17 protein-coding genes and 1 pseudogene are annotated in these 16,315 nt (G+C 57.0%); 14 read left to right on the top strand and 4 right to left on the bottom strand.

What is annotated here, in order from left to right:
• From RMO15_RS08220 to RMO15_RS08205, 4 genes are all read left to right on the top strand, one after another.
• Positions 1-686, top strand: a 686-nt coding sequence (locus RMO15_RS08220; RefSeq protein ID WP_309710379.1) for a sulfatase/phosphatase domain-containing protein, incomplete at its 5' end; no start/stop codon positions are given.
• Positions 683-2,008, top strand: coding sequence for an arylsulfatase (locus tag RMO15_RS08215; RefSeq protein WP_309710377.1), 1,326 nt, complete (start codon positions 683-685; stop codon positions 2,006-2,008). The genes RMO15_RS08220 and RMO15_RS08215, both read left to right, overlap by 4 nt.
• Positions 2,009-2,016: 8 nt before the next feature.
• Positions 2,017-3,471 (top strand): arylsulfatase, encoded by a 1,455-nt coding sequence (locus RMO15_RS08210; RefSeq protein WP_309710366.1) that lies wholly within the window; start codon positions 2,017-2,019, stop codon positions 3,469-3,471.
• A 10-nt stretch (positions 3,472-3,481) separates the two neighbouring features.
• Positions 3,482-4,951 (top strand): arylsulfatase, encoded by a 1,470-nt coding sequence (locus RMO15_RS08205; protein WP_309710356.1) that lies wholly within the window; start codon positions 3,482-3,484, stop codon positions 4,949-4,951.
• A gap of 44 nt (positions 4,952-4,995) precedes the next feature.
• Here the strand turns inward: RMO15_RS08205 and RMO15_RS08200 are convergent, their stop codons facing one another.
• The 3 genes from RMO15_RS08200 to RMO15_RS08190 are packed head-to-tail and all read right to left on the bottom strand — an operon-like array spanning position 4,996 to position 8,058.
• The gene (locus tag RMO15_RS08200; RefSeq protein ID WP_309710354.1) at positions 4,996-5,838 is read right to left on the bottom strand and encodes an alpha/beta hydrolase; all 843 of its coding nucleotides are present in this window, start codon (positions 5,836-5,838) and stop codon (positions 4,996-4,998) included.
• Positions 5,831-6,469, bottom strand: a complete 639-nt coding sequence (locus RMO15_RS08195) for a TetR family transcriptional regulator (protein ID WP_309710350.1) — start codon at positions 6,467-6,469, stop codon at positions 5,831-5,833. Before RMO15_RS08195 ends, RMO15_RS08200 begins: the two co-directional genes overlap by 8 nt.
• Before the next feature lie 20 nt (positions 6,470-6,489).
• Positions 6,490-8,058, bottom strand: coding sequence for a GH32 C-terminal domain-containing protein (locus tag RMO15_RS08190; protein WP_309710348.1), 1,569 nt, complete (start codon positions 8,056-8,058; stop codon positions 6,490-6,492).
• A 56-nt stretch (positions 8,059-8,114) separates the two neighbouring features.
• On the opposite strand from RMO15_RS08190, the gene RMO15_RS08185 reads away from it, so the two are divergent.
• The 3 genes from RMO15_RS08185 to RMO15_RS08175 all read left to right on the top strand — a co-directional run bounded on the left by RMO15_RS08185 (position 8,115) and on the right by RMO15_RS08175 (position 10,345).
• A complete protein-coding gene (locus RMO15_RS08185) occupies positions 8,115-9,140 on the top strand; it encodes a sugar kinase (RefSeq protein WP_309710345.1) in 1,026 nt (341 codons plus the stop codon).
• A 110-nt stretch (positions 9,141-9,250) separates the two neighbouring features.
• Positions 9,251-9,916 (top strand): hypothetical protein, encoded by a 666-nt coding sequence (locus tag RMO15_RS08180; RefSeq protein WP_309710343.1) that lies wholly within the window; start codon positions 9,251-9,253, stop codon positions 9,914-9,916.
• Positions 9,917-10,345: a hypothetical protein gene (locus tag RMO15_RS08175; RefSeq protein ID WP_309710340.1), complete on the top strand. Its 429-nt coding sequence runs from the start codon at positions 9,917-9,919 to the stop codon at positions 10,343-10,345.
• 11 nt (positions 10,346-10,356) lie between these two features.
• Here RMO15_RS08175 and RMO15_RS08170 read toward each other — a convergent pair whose 3' ends face one another.
• The gene (locus RMO15_RS08170; RefSeq protein ID WP_309710338.1) at positions 10,357-10,953 is read right to left on the bottom strand and encodes a methyltransferase domain-containing protein; all 597 of its coding nucleotides are present in this window, start codon (positions 10,951-10,953) and stop codon (positions 10,357-10,359) included.
• 91 nt (positions 10,954-11,044) lie between these two features.
• Between RMO15_RS08170 and RMO15_RS08165 the strand changes: the two genes are divergently transcribed.
• The 7 genes and pseudogenes from RMO15_RS08165 to RMO15_RS08135 form a co-directional block, all read left to right on the top strand.
• Positions 11,045-12,490: a hypothetical protein gene (locus tag RMO15_RS08165; RefSeq protein WP_309710335.1), complete on the top strand. Its 1,446-nt coding sequence runs from the start codon at positions 11,045-11,047 to the stop codon at positions 12,488-12,490.
• Positions 12,491-12,566: 76 nt separating this feature from the next.
• Positions 12,567-14,015, top strand: coding sequence for a glutamate synthase subunit beta (locus RMO15_RS08160; protein WP_369016091.1), 1,449 nt, complete (start codon positions 12,567-12,569; stop codon positions 14,013-14,015).
• 204 nt (positions 14,016-14,219) lie between these two features.
• The gene (locus tag RMO15_RS08155) at positions 14,220-14,573 is read left to right on the top strand and encodes an RNA-binding protein (protein WP_309710329.1); all 354 of its coding nucleotides are present in this window, start codon (positions 14,220-14,222) and stop codon (positions 14,571-14,573) included.
• A gap of 88 nt (positions 14,574-14,661) precedes the next feature.
• A complete protein-coding gene (locus RMO15_RS08150; protein WP_309710327.1) occupies positions 14,662-15,228 on the top strand; it encodes a sigma-70 family RNA polymerase sigma factor in 567 nt (188 codons plus the stop codon).
• A gap of 110 nt (positions 15,229-15,338) precedes the next feature.
• On the top strand, positions 15,339-15,587 hold the full coding sequence (gene secE / locus RMO15_RS08145; RefSeq protein WP_309710325.1) for a preprotein translocase subunit SecE: 249 nt from the start codon (positions 15,339-15,341) through the stop codon (positions 15,585-15,587).
• A 23-nt stretch (positions 15,588-15,610) separates the two neighbouring features.
• On the top strand, positions 15,611-16,141 hold the full coding sequence (nusG, locus tag RMO15_RS08140) for a transcription termination/antitermination protein NusG (protein ID WP_309710322.1): 531 nt from the start codon (positions 15,611-15,613) through the stop codon (positions 16,139-16,141).
• 69 nt (positions 16,142-16,210) lie between these two features.
• A pseudogene (locus RMO15_RS08135) lies at positions 16,211-16,315 on the top strand (50S ribosomal protein L11); the annotation flags it as partial.

Here is a 16,315-nt window from a genome sequence, read left to right as displayed (position 1 = left end):
CACCCTGGCCGCGCACACCCGAAGACACCAAGCAGCAGCTCGCCGACTACTACGCCTGCATCACGGGGCTGGATCATCACATTGGGCGGATCTTCGCTACGCTGAAGGCCAGCGGGGAGTGGAAAAACACGATTGTCATCTTCACGGGCGACAATGGCCTCTCGATGGGCGAGCACGGGCTCTTTGGAAAACAGAACCTCTACGAGTTTGGCGGGATGCACGTCCCCTGCGTGGTCGCCGGGCCCGGCGTGGCGACGGGCAAGAGCGAGGCGTTTGTCTATCTGATGGACATGTTCCCGACACTCTGCGAGCTGGGCGGGGCAAAAATCCCGGCAGGCGTGGAAGGCAAGAGCCTGGCTCCGATTCTCTCGGGCAAGAAAATCAAGCTCCGCGAGTGGCTCTACACGGCCTATCGCAACGTCCAGCGCGCCGTCCGCGACGATCGTTGGAAGCTGATTCGCTATCCCCAGATCAACAAGACGCAGCTCTTTGATCTCAAGTCCGATCCACGCGAGCTGAATAACCTGGCAGACGACCCGAAGTTTGCAGGGAAAATCAAGGAGCTGATGGCACACCTGGCGGAGGCGCAGGCGCAGTACGGGGACTCGTGTGAGCTGACCTCTGCGAACCCGAAACATGCCGTGTGGTCGCCACCCGCTTCCCGCAAAACGAAAGTCGAAAAATGAAACCCCTGCTTCGTGTCCTGACTGCTTGTCTGATGGCACTACTGAGTGAGCAATACTGCGCACATGCCATTGAAGCTTCTAAGCCCAATATAATCTATCTTCTCGTGGATGACATGGGCTACGCCGACTGCGGGTTCAATGGGGGCAAAGACATCCGCACTCCCAATATTGACAAGCTGGCGAAGGCGGGCACGGTGCTAAAGTCTTTTTATGTGCAGCCGCTCTGCTCGCCCACGCGGGCGGCGCTGCTCTCGGGGCGCTTTCCCACACGTACGGGGGTCTATAACGTGGTGACGCCGGGAGCGACCTGGGGCCTGCCGCTCGATGAGCGTACACTTCCTCAGGCACTGGGCGAGGTGGGCTACACGACGGCTATCTGCGGCAAGTGGCACCTGGGCGAGTTCCGGCCCGAGTACAGGCCTACGCAGCGCGGCTTCCAGTACCAGTACGGCCACATGATGGGCAACCTCGACTACAACACCCATATTCGCGATGGCAAACTCGACTGGTACCGCGACGACAAGCCGCTTCAAGAAGAGGGCTACACCACGACCCTGATCGGGAAAGATGCCAGCCGCGTGATCCGGGCACAGCCGAAAGACAAGCCGCTCTTTCTCTACGTCCCCTTCAACGGCATCCACTCCCCGTACCAGGTGCCCAGCAGCTACTCCGAGCCGTACAAAGATCTCCCCAAGCTCCGGGGCACGGTTGCCGGAATGCTCTCCGCTGTGGATGAAGCCATTGGGCAGATCGTCGCCGCGCTGGACGAAAAAGGCATGCGCAACAACACGCTGATTCTCTTCTCCAGCGACAACGGCGGGGCACGTCCTGGGCAAGGGACGATGAACACGCCGCTCCGGGGGGGCAAAGGCGGGATCTACGAAGGCGGAATGCGCGTGGCAGCCTTTGCCACCTGGCCGGGGAAGATCGCGGCGGGCGCGACGGTGGATGAGCCGCTGCACATCGTGGACTGGTATCCCACCCTGCTCAAGCTTACTGGAGCCTCGCCTCAGCAAAAGCTCCCGGTAGACGGTAAAGACATCTGGCCGGTGCTGACGAAGAAGGCAAAGTCTCCGCACACCGCGCTTCTGCTGCACGGCACCAATACCAACGTCAAAGCGCTCCGCATGGGCGACTGGAAGCTGCTTCTGCCTGCCTCGGGCAAGATGGAGCTCTACAACCTGGCCACTGACATCTCCGAGAAACGTAACCTCGCGGACTCTCAGCCCGAGCGAGTCAAAGAAATGCGTGCCCAGCTTGATGCGCTGACCAAGGACGCCAAGCCTCTGGGCGGCCCCCTGCCAGGCACGGACAAGGACTAAGAAATAAGATGACCGATTCACTAAGACTCATCGCAGCTGCCTTGTTGCTTGCACCGCTTGCCGCTGTGGCCGCCGCTCCTGCCCCAACTCAAAGCGCTAAGCCCAATATCGTCTTCATCATGGCCGACGACCTCGGCTATGGCGACATCAGCTGCTATGGTGCAACGAAGCTCAAGACGCCCCATATTGACCGGCTTGCCCGTGAGGGCATGAAGTTCACCGATGCCCACACGCCCGCCAGTGTCTGCTCGCCTTCGCGCTATGGCCTGATGACGGGACGCTCCCCCTGGCGTCTTCATCGCAAAGGCAATGGCTACAGCATTGAGCCCGAACGCATGACCATGGCCTCGCTTTTCAAAGCCAGCGGCTACCGCTCCGCTGCCATCGGCAAGTGGCACCTGGGCTACAGCAAGGACTGGAACAAGCTCCCGATCACCGGCCCCCTGGAGCGAGGATTCGACTATCACTTTGGCGTACCGCAGAACCATAATGACGACACCCGCTGCTACATTGAGAACCACGATATCGTCGGACGCAAGCCGGGTGAGCCCTTTCGCATCGTGAAGGGCAAAGACTTCCCCGAGGGCCTTGCGGAACCTCGTGTGGATGACCAGGTGGGCATCACCCTCACGAAAAAAGCCATCGGCTTTATTCGTGAGAATGCGAAACGTCCCTTTTTTCTCTACTTCACCCCCTGCGTCCCGCACACACACATCGCCCCCGCCGCAGAGTTTCGTGGCACGAGTCAGGCGGGCTTGCTCGGGGATTATATCCAGGAGATGGATGCCCACCTAGGAATGATCTTTCGCACGCTCGATGAGCTCAAGCTCACGGACAATACGCTGATTATCTTCACCAGCGACAATGGTGGCACGCCCAAGGATTTCAAAGGCACCCAAGATATCAAGCTCAATCTCGCCAGCGAGGCCGGTGGCATCCGCGAGAAGTTCACCTCGGCGAAGGCCACGGCCAAAACCCTGGGGCATATCACCAATGGCCCCTGGCGCGGTGCCAAAGGCGAGGCGTTCGAGGGCGGACATCGCGTGCCCTTCATCGCCCGCTGGCCCGGCCAGATCGCGCCCGGCACCTCCTCGGGCCGTACGCTTTGCCTCACAGACATGCTCGCCACAATGGCGGAAATCCTGAGCGTGAAGCTCCCCGATAACGCGGGTGAGGACTCGTTTAGCATCCTGCCGACCCTACTGGGCAAACCTGCCACCAGCCCGCAGCGCAAGCTGACCTTTCTCCAGGGCGACACCGACGACCGCATCATTGCTGTCCGCTCGGGGAATTGGAAGCTCATCGAGACCGGCGATGGCAAAGATAAAAAAGCCCACCAGCTCTACGACCTCTCCACCGATCCCGGCGAGAAAACCGACCTTAGCAAGACCAAGCCGGAGCTGGTGAAAGAGCTCGCCATGGCTCTGGACAAAACCCGCGCTGACGGTCGTACTCGCCCCTGATCAAAATACTATGAAATACACACTTTCCCTACTGGCTACGCTGCTTCTCGCTCCGCTCGCAAGTCCGAGCGCCGCTCAGACCTCCCAACCCAATATCGTCTATATTCTTGCCGACGATTTAGGCTACGGCGATGTGCAGTGCCTCAATCCACAGCGCGGCAAGATCAAGACGCCGAACCTCGACAAGCTGGCAAGTCAGGGCATGACGTTTACCGACGCGCACTCCAGCTCGTCTGTCTGCACACCAACCCGCTACGGGCTTCTTACGGGACGGTACAATTGGCGCACGAGCTTGCAGTCCAGCGTGCTGTCGGGCTACAGCAAGCCTCTGATTGCCGCAGACCGCCTGACGGTTCCGGCGCTACTGAAGCAACAGGGCTACACCACGGCCTGCATCGGCAAGTGGCACCTGGGGATGGGAATTCCGGAAGGTCAGCCCTCGCCACAGCTCACCGACGGCCCGACCACGCGCGGGTTTGACTACTACTTTGGCATCAGCGCGTCGCTGGACATGCCACCCTTTGCCTACATTGAGAACGATCGCTTCACCGAGCCACTCACCACTACCAAAAAATGGCAGCGCACCGGCGCAGCAGCGGCGAGTTTTGAGGCGGTGGACGTGCTGCCCAAGCTAACGCAGAAAGCGGTCGAGTATGTCAGCAAGCAGGCCAAGAGTGGTAAGCCTTTCTTTCTCTACTTCCCCCTGACCTCGCCGCACACGCCGATCCTTCCGACCAAAGAATGGCAGGGCAAGAGCAGCCTGGGCAAGTACGGCGACTTTGTGATGGCGACGGACGCGGCCCTGGGAGAAGTGATGGCTGCCCTGAAAAAAGCGGGTGTGGACAAGAACACGCTCGTGATCTTCACCAGCGACAACGGCTGCTCCAAGGCGGCGGGCATCCCCGCGATGCAGGCGAAAGGCCATTTTCCCAGTGCTGAGCTGCGCGGCTCAAAGTCGGATATCTTCGATGGGGGTCATAGAGTTCCTTTCTTTGCACACTGGCCCGCTAAAGTGAAAGCGGGTTCGAAGAGTGCTCAGCTCATCTGTCACACCGACCTGATGGCGACCTGCGCCGAGATTGTGGGCGCGAAGCTGCCCGACAACGCGGGAGAGGACAGCGTGAGCCTTCTGCCGGCCTTGCTCGACACGGCAAAAGCGCCTCTACATGAAGCGGTGGTGCATCACTCCATTGAGGGCGCATTCGCGATCCGCCAGGGAAACTGGAAGCTCGAACTCTGCGCCGACTCGGGCGGCTGGAGCGTCCCCGTACCGGGTAGTCCGGAGGCGAAGCTGTTGCCCACGACCCAGCTCTATGATCTCAGTAATGACCTCGCGGAAGCCAAGAACGTGCAGGCGGAGCATCCCGAAGTCGTCGCGCGACTGACGAAGCTGCTGGAGAGATACATCGCCGAGGGCCGGAGCACGCCCGGCGCGAAGCAGACCAACGATGCCGTGATCCAAATTCGCAAAAAATCGTAGCTTCCTAGATCAGAAAGTGGCTGTAAGAGCAAGAAAAAGACGCGCTACTTTGGTTTCGTAAAGCTACGAATAGCGGCAGTGATTGTCTCAGGTTCCTCATGAATGACCCAGTGACTGCCGCTAGGAATGCGCTGGATCGTCACCTTCGAAACCAGCTTCTCCAGCCCCTCTAAGTTGCCCAGAAGCAGCGCAGTGTCTTTCTCGCCCCAGAGTACCAAAGTGGGGACGGTGATAGTAGGCAGGGGAAGCGCTCCGAACTTGTTGGCGCGGTAGTAGTTGAGCCCTCCTGTCAGAGCACCGGGCTGGGCCCAGGCATCGAGGTAGGCTTTGCGATCCTCAGGAGTGAACGAGCCGGGCTTTTGAGAGCCACCAAAGACGGCGGCAGCAAGCCCGGCGTAGTTATTGGCACTCAGGGTCTTCTCGGCTCCCTCGCTGCGGAAGAAATCCATGTAGCCACTGGCTTTTTGCTGTGCGGGGTTGGACTGAAGCTCACGGCCGAGAACCGTCGGATGAGGACCGTTGATGATCACAAGCTTCTCCAAGGTCTCGGGATGCTGCGCGGCATAGGCCCACGCGATCGCACCGCCCCAGTCGTGCGCCACCAAGATCGCCTTCTTCCCCTTGCTCACGGTCTCCAGGAACGCCTTGATATCGGCAATCAGAAGCGGGAGCGCGTAGTCCTCCACTTTGGGTGGCTTCTCCGAGAGATTGTAGCCACGCATGTCCAGCGCGATGGCCTGATGCGTCTTGCCAAGCTCTTGGAGCTGGCCTTTCCAGGCATACCCGAACTCGAGGAAGCCGTGGAGGAAGAGCATCACTTGCCCTGTGCCCGCCGTTGCGTAGTGCAGCTTGACCTTATTGACCGTGACGAACTTGTGTTTAAGCATGTGAATCTTTTTCCGATTTCTCAAGGCATGTGGCCCGATCAAAGAGAGCAACCAGCTCGTTGGCGTAGAGATCTATATCGAAGCCCTCTACCGAGGCGATCTTTCCTGCTGCCAGATCAATGGCATTGCGTATCACAAGCGCCATGACGCTAGGGGAAAACTCCCGAAACTCACCCACTTCCTGGCCCCAGCGGAGGAAGCTCTCCAGGTCGCAGAGAGATGCCTGATGGGTGGCTGCCATGAGCTTGGGCAGAGGGCGCGCATTGCCAAGAATCTCCAGCAGGGCCACCAAGTGCTGGCGGTGCCGCTGCATAAACGCGAGGTTGGAGCGGATAATGGCTTCGAGTTTCTTGCGGGGCGTTGTCTCTGCCTCGATCTGTGGCCCCATGAACGCACCAAACGCCTCAAAGATCGCTGCGGCAGTCTGCTCGATCAACTCGTCCTTGCTCTTGAAGTGATATGAGATCACACCCTTGCTCACCCCCGCCCGCTTGGCGATCTGCGCCAGCGATGCCTGCCCGTAGCCGAGGGTCGCGATGGTCTCGATTGTGCAGGCGATAAGCTGCGCCCGCCGTGCTTTCTCGATAAAAGACAGCTCTTCGGGAGCACTGGGCTTATTTTCTGACCGCATGTTCAGAGTTTAGAACAAATCTACTTATTTTGCCAGAGCGACTTGAGCTTGTAGATTTTTAGGGAGCCAAGCTTCACCTTGCCGCCCGTGGTTTGTACGGACACACTCTGTGAATCGGTGCTGGGGATTATGGGGAGAGTCAGGTAGGTCTGGCCGTCGCTAGCGTAGACCTCGATCACGGTGCGATCGAGGTAGATCGTCAGCTGCTGCTTGCCCTGCACAAAGGGGGCGGGGGCGCTGTGGCCGTTGACCGTCAGCTCCTGCTTCTGGGCATCGAAGATCACGCTGACTCCGCGCAGGGTGCAATCTAATCGGTCAGCGTCGCCCTGGGAGAGCTCCGCACACAGCTCAATAGCCTCGGTGCGAAAGTCACTCAGCTGCTCCGCCTGGTCGTCGCCCTCGCGTAGGCTCTGGAGCGCTGTGATGGGCGTGCGCACGAGGCGTGGCCCCTGCGCCGTTGTCTTCAGAGCAAGCTCGCTGGGAAGCGACTGGAGCTGGTTAAACGGCATCCCCGGCGACGGTGCCTGGATCCAGCCGATCTGGATGCGCTTGCCATCGGGCGTGTCGCTGTAGGTCTGAGCGGCGTAGAAGCCTGCGCCGTGTACATCGGGGAGGTTGCTGTGCTCGGGCGTGAATGTCGTCCCATCGAAGGTGCCGATACTATAGCGGCTATTGGCAGCTGTTAGTATCCATTTCGTGTTTTTAGCATCCCCATCCAGCGGTAAGGGGAAGAAGTCCGGGCACTCGTAGAGGAAGTTATTGCCGCCGATGCTGCCGTTGACCACGCTCACTTTTGTCCAGTCTTTCAGGTTCGGCGACGTGAAAAAGTGAACGGTGTGCTGGTTGCCCGGCAGGCCGACATAGAGCACTTGCACCCAGCTCTGGCTCGGCTCGTGCCAGAAGACCTTCGGATCGCGGTTGCCGTCGGTGATTTGCGAAATCACGGGGTTGCCGCTGTACTTGGTGAATGTCCGGCCATCGGTGCTGTAGGCCAGGCACTGCGTGGTGGGGTTCCCGGCGGCGGTGTAGATCAGCACGAGCGGTGGCTGGCCACTCTCGCCAAAGCCGCTGCTATTGTGCCAATCCACCACGGCGCTTCCACTGAACATCGCCCCGAGCGTGTCGGGCGCGAGGACATCACCGTGCTCCTGCCAGTGCACCAAGTCCGAGCTCGTGGCATGCCCCCAGTGCATATTGCCCCAGCTCCAGCCGTAGGGGTTGTGCTGGTAGAACAGATGGTACCCGCCGCAATAAAAAACCAGCCCATTGGGGTCGTTGAGCCAGCCCCGCCGCGACGAGAAGTGCACCAGCGGGCGCAGCGGCTCCTGGTAGAGACTGACCTCATCGGGAAGCATATCACTCTGGACAATCGTGCTCAGCGGCCCTGTGTCTAGCGTCAACGTCAGCGTCTTGCCCTTCCACGCGCTGACATCCTTAAAGGCCCACCAGTCCGGCTTGCCGTCTGCGAGGCGCACGGCGGCAATAACCTCCGTGTGCCCACCGACTCTCATTTCCAGCTTGCGCTCCGGGGCGCCCTCTTGGATCGGCAAGTGCAGGTAGCGGTGCGTGATAGCAAGCTCGCGTGTCATGTTAGCGGGATCGTAACACAATTGGATAGCGGTGGCAAAGGTTGTACAATAGCCCCATGAAACGAGTCGTTACCTTCGGCGAGGTCATGCTTCGCCTCTGTCCTCCCGGCTACCTGCGCCTGCTCCAGGCCACGTCTTTAGAGATGACCTTCGGCGGCGCGGAAGTCAATGTCGCGGTCTCCCTAGCTCAGCTGGGCCTGGATGCGAGATTTGTCACCCGCCTCCCCAAGAACGATGTGGCGCAGGCCTTTATCAACCAGGTGCGCGGCCTTGGCGTGGACACCACAAAAATCCTCCGGGGCGGCGAGCGCATAGGCGTTTATTTTGTGGAGAAGGGCGCCTCGCAGCGTGCCTCGACCGTGCTCTACGATCGGGCCAACAGCGCGATTGCCGAGATCTCTCCCGACGAGCTGAACTGGGATGAGATCTTCGAGGGCGCGACGGCGTTCCACACGACGGGAATCACGCCCGCTCTCTCGGACAGCGCGGCAGTGGCGGCGATTGCGGGAGCGAAGGCGGCAAAGGCCAAAGGCATTTCGGTGAGCTGCGATCTCAACTACCGTAAGAAGCTCTGGAGCAGCGAGAAGGCGGGAAACGTGATGGGCGAGCTGATGCCCTACGTGGACTGGTGCATCGCCAACGAAGAGGACGCTGAGACGGTCTTTGGGATCAAGGCGGCGGACTCGAATCTCACGAGCGGCGCCCTCTCCCACGACGGCTATATCGAAGTGGCGCAAAAGCTCACCGAGCGCTTCCCGAACCTCAAGGGCGTCGCCATCACCCTGCGCGAATCCTACAGTGCCAGCCGCAACGGCTGGTCGGGGATGCTCTACACCGACGGCACCGCGCACTTCTCCCGCCACTACGACATTGATATCGTGGACCGAGTCGGGGGCGGCGACTCGTTTGCCGCGGGCCTAATCTACTCATTGGTCAACGGCACGTCCGCCCAAGAGGCCATTGAGTTTGCGATCGCCGCCAGCTGCCTCAAGCACTCCATCACCGGCGACTTCAGCTACATCAAGCTCACCGAGATCGAGACCCTCCTCAAAGGCGACGGCTCAGGCCGTGTCCAGCGCTAGTAAATCTCCTCTCACTGCTCCGGGAAATGAGTATTCTTTTTTGCCATCCCGGAGCCACCTTCATTTCGTGTCTTGAATCTTGTATAATCTCTTCGGAAGGATTATTGATTATGAAGGTTCTCTCTCTACTGGCGCTTCTCTCTCTTCTCGTTGGCTTCCATTCCCCCGCACGGGCACAGAATGAAAACACGATAATTCTGGAGGAATTTCGCATGAAGCTGGTGAAGCCCGCTAGCTACACTCGCTCTGCTAAGGACGAAGTCTACCCTATGGTACTGGCTTTGCATTCTCCTGAAATTGATCGCTATAGCAATAGATTTACAAGCAACAACACATCTTTTTCTTACGGTCTCTTGGGTGGCATTTATTTAATGACATCTCCTAAGCCTAAAACGGGTCTTCAAGAGCAGGTAGATAATGCCTTGCCCAGTGATAGCTATATTGAGGCGATTGGCAAACTGATTCCAGGGATGGCGATAGAAAAAAAAGCTCAGATTACCGTCGCTGGGCGTAAAGCACTCTCCGTACTGGCTTCTCTAGACCTTAGTAAGACACATGGGATTCAAGAAGAAGGCACTCTTCGTATGATTTTCATGGTCTATAAAAACACGCAAATGACCTGGCTTTTTGCCGGGATGAATGCGGACTTCGACACGAGTGTTAAGGATTTTGAGAAGATGATCAATAGCATTCGTTTTCTCGATGATAAACCTCTGACGGAGAAGCCCACGACCGCTAAACCTGGTCCGAAAAAAGGCAACGGTAAAGGGAAGTAGATGCTTCCCAAAGCTTGGCATGGGGTCTGGCGAGGAAGCCTGACCCTGCGACCTCCTCTGAAAAACTTCCCGGAGATCTTGGCAATGGAGCTGAGGATCACCCCCAAAGAAAATGACATCTGGAGCTGGGTACTTGCCTACAGTGGCCAGCCCGAACGCCTCTACGAGCTCAAAGCGGTTACAGATAAGCCAGGCACATTTATCCTCGACGAAAAAAATGGAATTCTGCTTGATGCCGTGCTGGAGAATAGTGAGCTTCTCACTGCCTTTGAGGTCGAAGGCAGGCTCTTACTGACCCGCTATACTCTCGTCACTTCAGGCATTCACTACGAAACCCGAACCTTCCAGCGCGGTGAACTTGGCCCTCATAAAATAGCAAGCTGGAAGTCCCAGAGCCTGCAAAATGCTCTGCTCAGGCATTCTGGTTAATGGAACGAGGCTTAGTCAGGTAGACGAGTGACCACGTAAAAATTATTCATCTTACCTTCGAAATAGGCATGGTGTGTTTTAACTTTTATACCATTTGGTGGTTGTGTCATAGATTCAAGAAGCTCACGTGTAAAATACGTTTTATGTTCTTCAATCTCGCGCGGAGAAATAATTTTGAGCTTGAAAGAAAGAAATTCCAGAACCGGTTTAGACCAGACCGACGGAGTTGTTAAGATGACTTTTCCACCTGGCTTGACAATTCTAATTGAGTCGCTTAGGATTTCTGCCGGATGGTCAATATGCTCCATAAATGCAAAGCTAACACAGAAGTCAACACTTGCATCTGGGAGACCTATCGAAGTGATGAGGGGGGTTTTCACTAGCTCAATCTCAGGGTTCAAGTCTTTTAAAAGCGCCTCGTCGAGTAGTGGATCTACCCCAAAGTAGCGGACAAAAGAGATTCCTGATTTTTTTGCTGCGTGATAAAATCGCATCTTTGGCCCACAGCCAAGATCTGCGATGGAGAGTGGACGATCTTTGGGGAGTTCGGCTAGGCCATGATGGAAACGAAACCAGCGAGCGACCGGCTCAAGTAGTTCTTCTGTCATTTGAACTCATAGTATGCTCTAAAAAGCTCGGGATTGTCAAGTTATACGGCCATGATAAAATGCCCAGCAGATGCTCCCAGAGAAGAATGAGATGCGACTGCTGTCGCTTGCCGCTATTTTATATGTGGTGCTAGCGCTTCTTTTCTGGCCCCCCGTGACGACGACGATGGACGAGTCGGCGTATCTGAACTTTGCCTATGTTTTGCGTCAGGGGACATTTTACTCCGATGTCGCGCATGTCACGACGACGATGTATATTGCAGTGGGAGAGCACTTCACCATTAAATTCCCTCCCGGAATGTCACTTTACCTAGCAGGACTTAGTTTTATCGGGTGGCCCTTTGTCATGGGGGCAAATGTCTTAGTGCACCTCACTACATTCTTTGTTGTAGGGCGGCTCTTGCGATCTGTAGGGGCCTCGGCGCTCTTTGCTCTACTCTTCCTCTTTCACCCAACCGCCGTGATCTACAGCCGAACCCTGATGAGTGACTCCCTGGGTGGTCTCGCAATGGCACTAGCCTTCTTGGCGTATTTAAAAGAGCGGCCTCTCCTGGCTGGTCTTGTGCTTGGAACCTCCGCACTGATCAAGACTGCCAATATTCTGATGCTTCCCCTGATGGTGTTAGGGGTGCTGATTGATCTCCTACTCCTATGGTGGCCATGCAACTTCAAAGAACTACTTGTACGAGTCCGCCCAGCAATCTTGTTGGTTTTAGGAGCACTTCCTGGGGCTTGCATTGCCTACTTCTATCAAAAAATGGTTCAGGAAGGAGGTTGGGCTAAGTATGGTGGGCCAGGGCAATTTTCTCTCTCCTACTTTAAGCAACACCTTCCATTCTATCTCCTAGCCACTGGAACAATTTTTCCAGGTATGGCTGCAGCACCTCTGCTCTACCGTGGAGGAGGCGCATGGGTATTGCGTCTGCCAATTTTAGGGGTCATTTTATTTTATAGTATGTTCTATTATCTTGATAGTACAAATTCAAAATTAGAGTCATTTATTATTGGGCAGCGCTTTTTGTTAGTGATCTTACCTCTGTTTATTGTCGCTTATGGGAAAGTGTTAACGGACTTCTTAGCGCCTCGGCTTTCACCGCGCCAGTGGCTTAACTTGACTGTCGTGGCTGGAGCGTTGCTCTTTCTGGGAACAGCGGCGGTGCACTGGCGTCACCAGAAAATGCTACGGACGCTAGAGAGTCTGCGTCGCGATATTGGTCGGGAGGTTCCTGAGGCGGCGGAGCTGGTGTGTACGGCGCATATCGGTAAGCTCCTCCATCCGGCATGGACGGGCCGTCGGCTCTACGATTCTATAAACGGCGAAGAGGACGGCCTGAAAGTCATCTCGCAGCGCTTAAGTGTTGGGGTGGAGCCGGTCTATCTGGCGCTGTGGAGCCGTGAGTACCGTGCAGAGACACCGCGTGAGCAAGCGCTCTGGAAAGCGGTCCATGAGCGCTTTAAAGTACGTGACGTGCCAGACCGCTCTCAAGATGGGCTTCAGCTCACACAGATTCTCGCGGAAAAGTCGTCCGTACGATAAAATAATCCTCGCCTGCGGTGTTTGCAGGCGCGAAGGCGTTGTCGCTGAGTGATGAGAGTTTTGTGGAGAAAAAGTGATGGGCGACAGTAGAGCATTTTTGAGTCTGACGCGGGAAGCGCCGAAAAAGCGTGCCGTGGGCGAGCGAGTTCGAGACTGGTCGGAGGTCTACCTCCCGATGGCTCCGGAGAAGCTTCGTGCCCAGGCATCACGTTGCATGGACTGTGGTGTCCCGTTCTGTCACAGTGGTTGTCCACTGGGGAACCTCATCCCCGACTGGAACGATCTGGTCTACCAAGGGCGCTGGCAAGAGGCACTTACGGCGTTGCATGCCACCAATAACTTCCCTGAGTTCACCGGGCGGCTCTGCCCGGCCCCGTGTGAAGATGCCTGTGTTCTGGCGATCAACGATAAAGCGGTGACGATCAAGACGGTCGAGCAGCGCATTATTGACCATGGTTTTGAAGAAGGCTGGGTTGTGCCAGAGCCCCCGCAGAATCGCACGGGCAAGCGCGTGGCCGTTATTGGCAGTGGCCCCGCAGGTCTGGCGGCGGCGCAGCAGCTCAATCGGGCAGGGCACTGGGTAAAAGTTTTCGAGCGCGATGACCGTCTAGGCGGGCTGATGCGCTACGGTATCCCCGACTTCAAGATGGATAAGTTCGTGCTAGATCGCCGTCTCCAGCAGCTCGAAGACGAAGGCATTGTCTTCTGCACGGGGGCTAATGTCGGGGGAAATGTGACTGTCACCGAGCTGCGCCGCGACTTCGATGTGGTGCTTCTCTGCACGGGAGCGCTAGCTCCACGTGTGCTGGAACTCCCTGGTGTGGAGCTAAAGGGCGTCCACTACGCCATGGACTATCTTGTGCCGCAGAACAAGCGCAATGTGGGCGATGATACCCCCGTGATTGATGCCAAAGACAAGCATGTCGTGATCATTGGTGGCGGCGATACGGGGGCAGACTGCTACGGAACCGCGACGCGGCAAGGGGCAGCATCGGTAACCCAGTTCCAGATCCATCCCGAGCCGCCCGTAGACATGCCTGAGCTGAATCCTTGGTGGCCTCAGCCTGCTCATATCCTCAAAAACGGCCCCGCACACGAAGAGGGCGGCGAGCGGGCGTGGGGGATTCACACGACGCACTTCGAGGGCGATGGCAGTGGTCACGTCAAAGCGCTGCATGCGGTACAAGTCGAGCGCATTGAGCGGGGGGAGGGGGGACGTCGCATCGTGCCCGTCCCGGGATCCGAGACGATTTACCCGGCAGATCTGGTGCTGATTGCCATTGGCTACACGGGGCCTGAGCGCTCGCCTCTCACGCAGTTTGGGGTCGAGCTGGATTCGCGCGGGAATGTGAAGGTGGATGAGGACTACATGTCAGTGAATGTGCCTGCGGTCTTTGCGGCGGGTGACTCGCGTCGGGGGCAGAGCCTGATTGTCTGGGCGATTGCCGAGGGCCGTGAGGCGGCGCATGGGATAGATCAGTATCTAATGGGTGTCTCACGTTTGCCGCGAACAAGCGTCAAATAAATTTTTTATGGCTAGGCTCTTGCGCTATGTCGAGATAGGTGGTTAGATGCATACGTGCTTTTTTGTGGGTACAGCCTTCTATCCACAAACCTCCCTATGACAGCTCCAGTTCTGCCCGGCCCGGTTCGTTCCGCTTTTGGCTCCTGTTCCTCTGTTATCTGTGTGTCGCATAAAAACTAACATGAGGGTTATCAGGAGACGCAAATGCGTATCTTCGTTGGGGGTCTTTCGTACTCCACAAATACTGAGGGGCTGAGAAGCCTGTTCGCCGAGATGGGCGAAGTCACCGATGCTACCGTAGTTTCGGATCGTTTTTCCGGTGAGTCCAAGGGCTTCGGCTTTGTCGAGATGCCCAATGCTGCTGAAGCACAGAACGCCATTTCCAAGTACAATGGCTACTCTTTAGACGGACGCAGCCTGTCTGTCAACGAGGCTCGTCCTCGTGAAGAGGGTGGTCGCTCTGGTGGCGGCGGCGGTGGTCGCTCCGGTGGCGGCGGTGGTTACGGCGGCGGTGGCGGTGGTCGCTCCAGTGGCGGCGGCGGCGGAAACCGCTGGTAGCTTCGGCTCCAAACTAATAAAAAGCAGGCTGTCTTCGGGCAGCCTGCTTTTTTTTGCCATTATGCCAGAAGTAGGTCTACAGACGGATATGGCCTGCGTAAAATCCACCCTGCGCCCGATGCGGCGTGGTCTTGATCTGGCCTACAATACAAACATCATGAGGACAGCGAGTTTTGAGAATGCGGTTCTGCCCCACCGCGAGAACCTGATGCGCTTTGCGTTGCACCTAACCCACGATACGGCAGATGCCCAGGATCTGGTGCAGGATACTCTTCTGCGAGCCTACACCCGTTTCTACCAGCTCCGTACCCAAGACGCGACTCTGGCATGGCTGCGCTGCATTCTGCGGAGTATCTTCCTCCATAAAATCCAGCGCAAGCGCCGCGACCGCGAAGGCACCAGTGAGATCGCCGAGTGGGAGTCTACGCGCGAGTTTGTCGGTCCCGAGAAGCGTGCCATTGATGGTGTAGAGGCCAGCACGGTGCTAGATGCCGTCCAGACCCTGCCCCCCAGCTACCGAGATGTCCTGCTCCTGACCATTGCGGAGCTAAGCTACAACGAGATCGTCGAGCGCACCGGGCTTCCGATGGCGACGGTCAAGGCCCGCATCCACCGCGCCCGCAAGATGGTGCAAAAGCAGCTTGTGCTCGCCTAGGGAACTTTTGTAGAATATTGACAAGTACTAGAACTTATGATATTCTGCACAGATGCAGGGCACCTTTACGGTACCCTGCTTTTTGTTGCCCGCAGTGAGTTCGAGGAGAAATGATGGCAAGCACAACCGCACAGCAACCGTCGGAGCCCGCAAAAAAGGCACCGCGTCCGGGTTTACAGGAGTATCTGAAGGGAGTTCGGCATGAGCTGAAGTCACCGCAGACCCACTGGCCCACTCGTCCCGAGCTTATCAAGATGACACAGATTGTTCTTTTGTTGATCACGGTTGTCGCCATCTACTGTGGCGGGCTAGATTTTATTTTGTCCCAGATCACCGAACGGGTGATACCGCACAAATAGGAAGCGTTTAAAAAGGCAGCACGATGCAGCGACACTGGTACGCGGTTCATACTTACTCGGGCCACGAGATGAAGGTCAAGATGACCATCGAGAAGCGTGCGGAGACTATGGGGCTCCGGCAGAAGCTCTTTCGCATTCTCGTCCCTACCGATACCGAGACCCGAAACCGGGGCGGTAAGAAGACAGAGTACAAGCGCAAGGTCTTCCCTGGCTATGTCTTGATTGACATGGTTCTCGATGATGACACATGGTACTTGATCAAGAGCACCACTGGAGTGACAGGCTTTGTTTCGTCGGGCAACAAGCCGGTTCCGCTCCAGGATAAAGAAGTTCGAGACATTTTGGATGCTCTCGATCCGAACAATGCGGCCTCACGGCCCAAGAAGATCTGGGAGAAGAACCAGGTGGTCCGAGTCAACTCGGGGCCGTTTGCGGACTTCACCGGCAAGATCGAAGAGGTTAACGATACGAAAGAGAAGGTCAAGGTAATGATCTCGCTCTTTGGACGTGACACGCCGGTCGAGCTGGACTTCAACCAGATCGAAAAGATTTAGCGGGTAACCGTTAAAGTAGGAGGCGGGGCTTGTCAAAAGACCCGCCGCTAACACTACGGAGAAAAGAAAATGGCAAAAAAAGTTGTGGGCGTCGTCAAGCTGGCGCTCAGTGCAGGGAAAGCAACCCCTGCACCTCCCGTTGGTCCGGCCCTTGGTGGGTACGGAATCAACATG

Origin of the sequence: Armatimonas sp. (genome assembly GCF_031410135.1) — a bacterium.
GTDB lineage: Bacteria > Armatimonadota > Armatimonadia > Armatimonadales > Armatimonadaceae > Armatimonas.
This window is presented reverse-complemented; position numbering and strand designations above follow the sequence as displayed.

Excerpts from the sequence above, each read along its gene's own strand:
- RMO15_RS08215 (WP_309710377.1), top strand. The coding sequence starts at position 683 with ATGAAACCCCTGCTTCGTGTCCTGACTGCTTGTCTGATGGCACTACTG.
- RMO15_RS08210 (WP_309710366.1), top strand. The coding sequence starts at position 2,017 with ATGACCGATTCACTAAGACTCATCGCAGCTGCCTTGTTGCTTGCACCG.
- RMO15_RS08205 (WP_309710356.1), top strand. The coding sequence starts at position 3,482 with ATGAAATACACACTTTCCCTACTGGCTACGCTGCTTCTCGCTCCGCTC.
- RMO15_RS08200 (WP_309710354.1), bottom strand. The coding sequence starts at position 5,838 with ATGCTTAAACACAAGTTCGTCACGGTCAATAAGGTCAAGCTGCACTAC.
- RMO15_RS08195 (WP_309710350.1), bottom strand. The coding sequence starts at position 6,469 with ATGCGGTCAGAAAATAAGCCCAGTGCTCCCGAAGAGCTGTCTTTTATC.
- RMO15_RS08190 (WP_309710348.1), bottom strand. The coding sequence starts at position 8,058 with ATGACACGCGAGCTTGCTATCACGCACCGCTACCTGCACTTGCCGATC.
- RMO15_RS08185 (WP_309710345.1), top strand. The coding sequence starts at position 8,115 with ATGAAACGAGTCGTTACCTTCGGCGAGGTCATGCTTCGCCTCTGTCCT.
- RMO15_RS08180 (WP_309710343.1), top strand. The coding sequence starts at position 9,251 with ATGAAGGTTCTCTCTCTACTGGCGCTTCTCTCTCTTCTCGTTGGCTTC.
- RMO15_RS08175 (WP_309710340.1), top strand. The coding sequence starts at position 9,917 with ATGCTTCCCAAAGCTTGGCATGGGGTCTGGCGAGGAAGCCTGACCCTG.
- RMO15_RS08170 (WP_309710338.1), bottom strand. The coding sequence starts at position 10,953 with ATGACAGAAGAACTACTTGAGCCGGTCGCTCGCTGGTTTCGTTTCCAT.
- RMO15_RS08165 (WP_309710335.1), top strand. The coding sequence starts at position 11,045 with ATGCGACTGCTGTCGCTTGCCGCTATTTTATATGTGGTGCTAGCGCTT.
- RMO15_RS08160 (WP_369016091.1), top strand. The coding sequence starts at position 12,567 with ATGGGCGACAGTAGAGCATTTTTGAGTCTGACGCGGGAAGCGCCGAAA.
- RMO15_RS08155 (WP_309710329.1), top strand. The coding sequence starts at position 14,220 with ATGCGTATCTTCGTTGGGGGTCTTTCGTACTCCACAAATACTGAGGGG.
- RMO15_RS08150 (WP_309710327.1), top strand. The coding sequence starts at position 14,662 with ATGGCCTGCGTAAAATCCACCCTGCGCCCGATGCGGCGTGGTCTTGAT.
- secE (WP_309710325.1), top strand. The coding sequence starts at position 15,339 with ATGATGGCAAGCACAACCGCACAGCAACCGTCGGAGCCCGCAAAAAAG.
- nusG (WP_309710322.1), top strand. The coding sequence starts at position 15,611 with ATGCAGCGACACTGGTACGCGGTTCATACTTACTCGGGCCACGAGATG.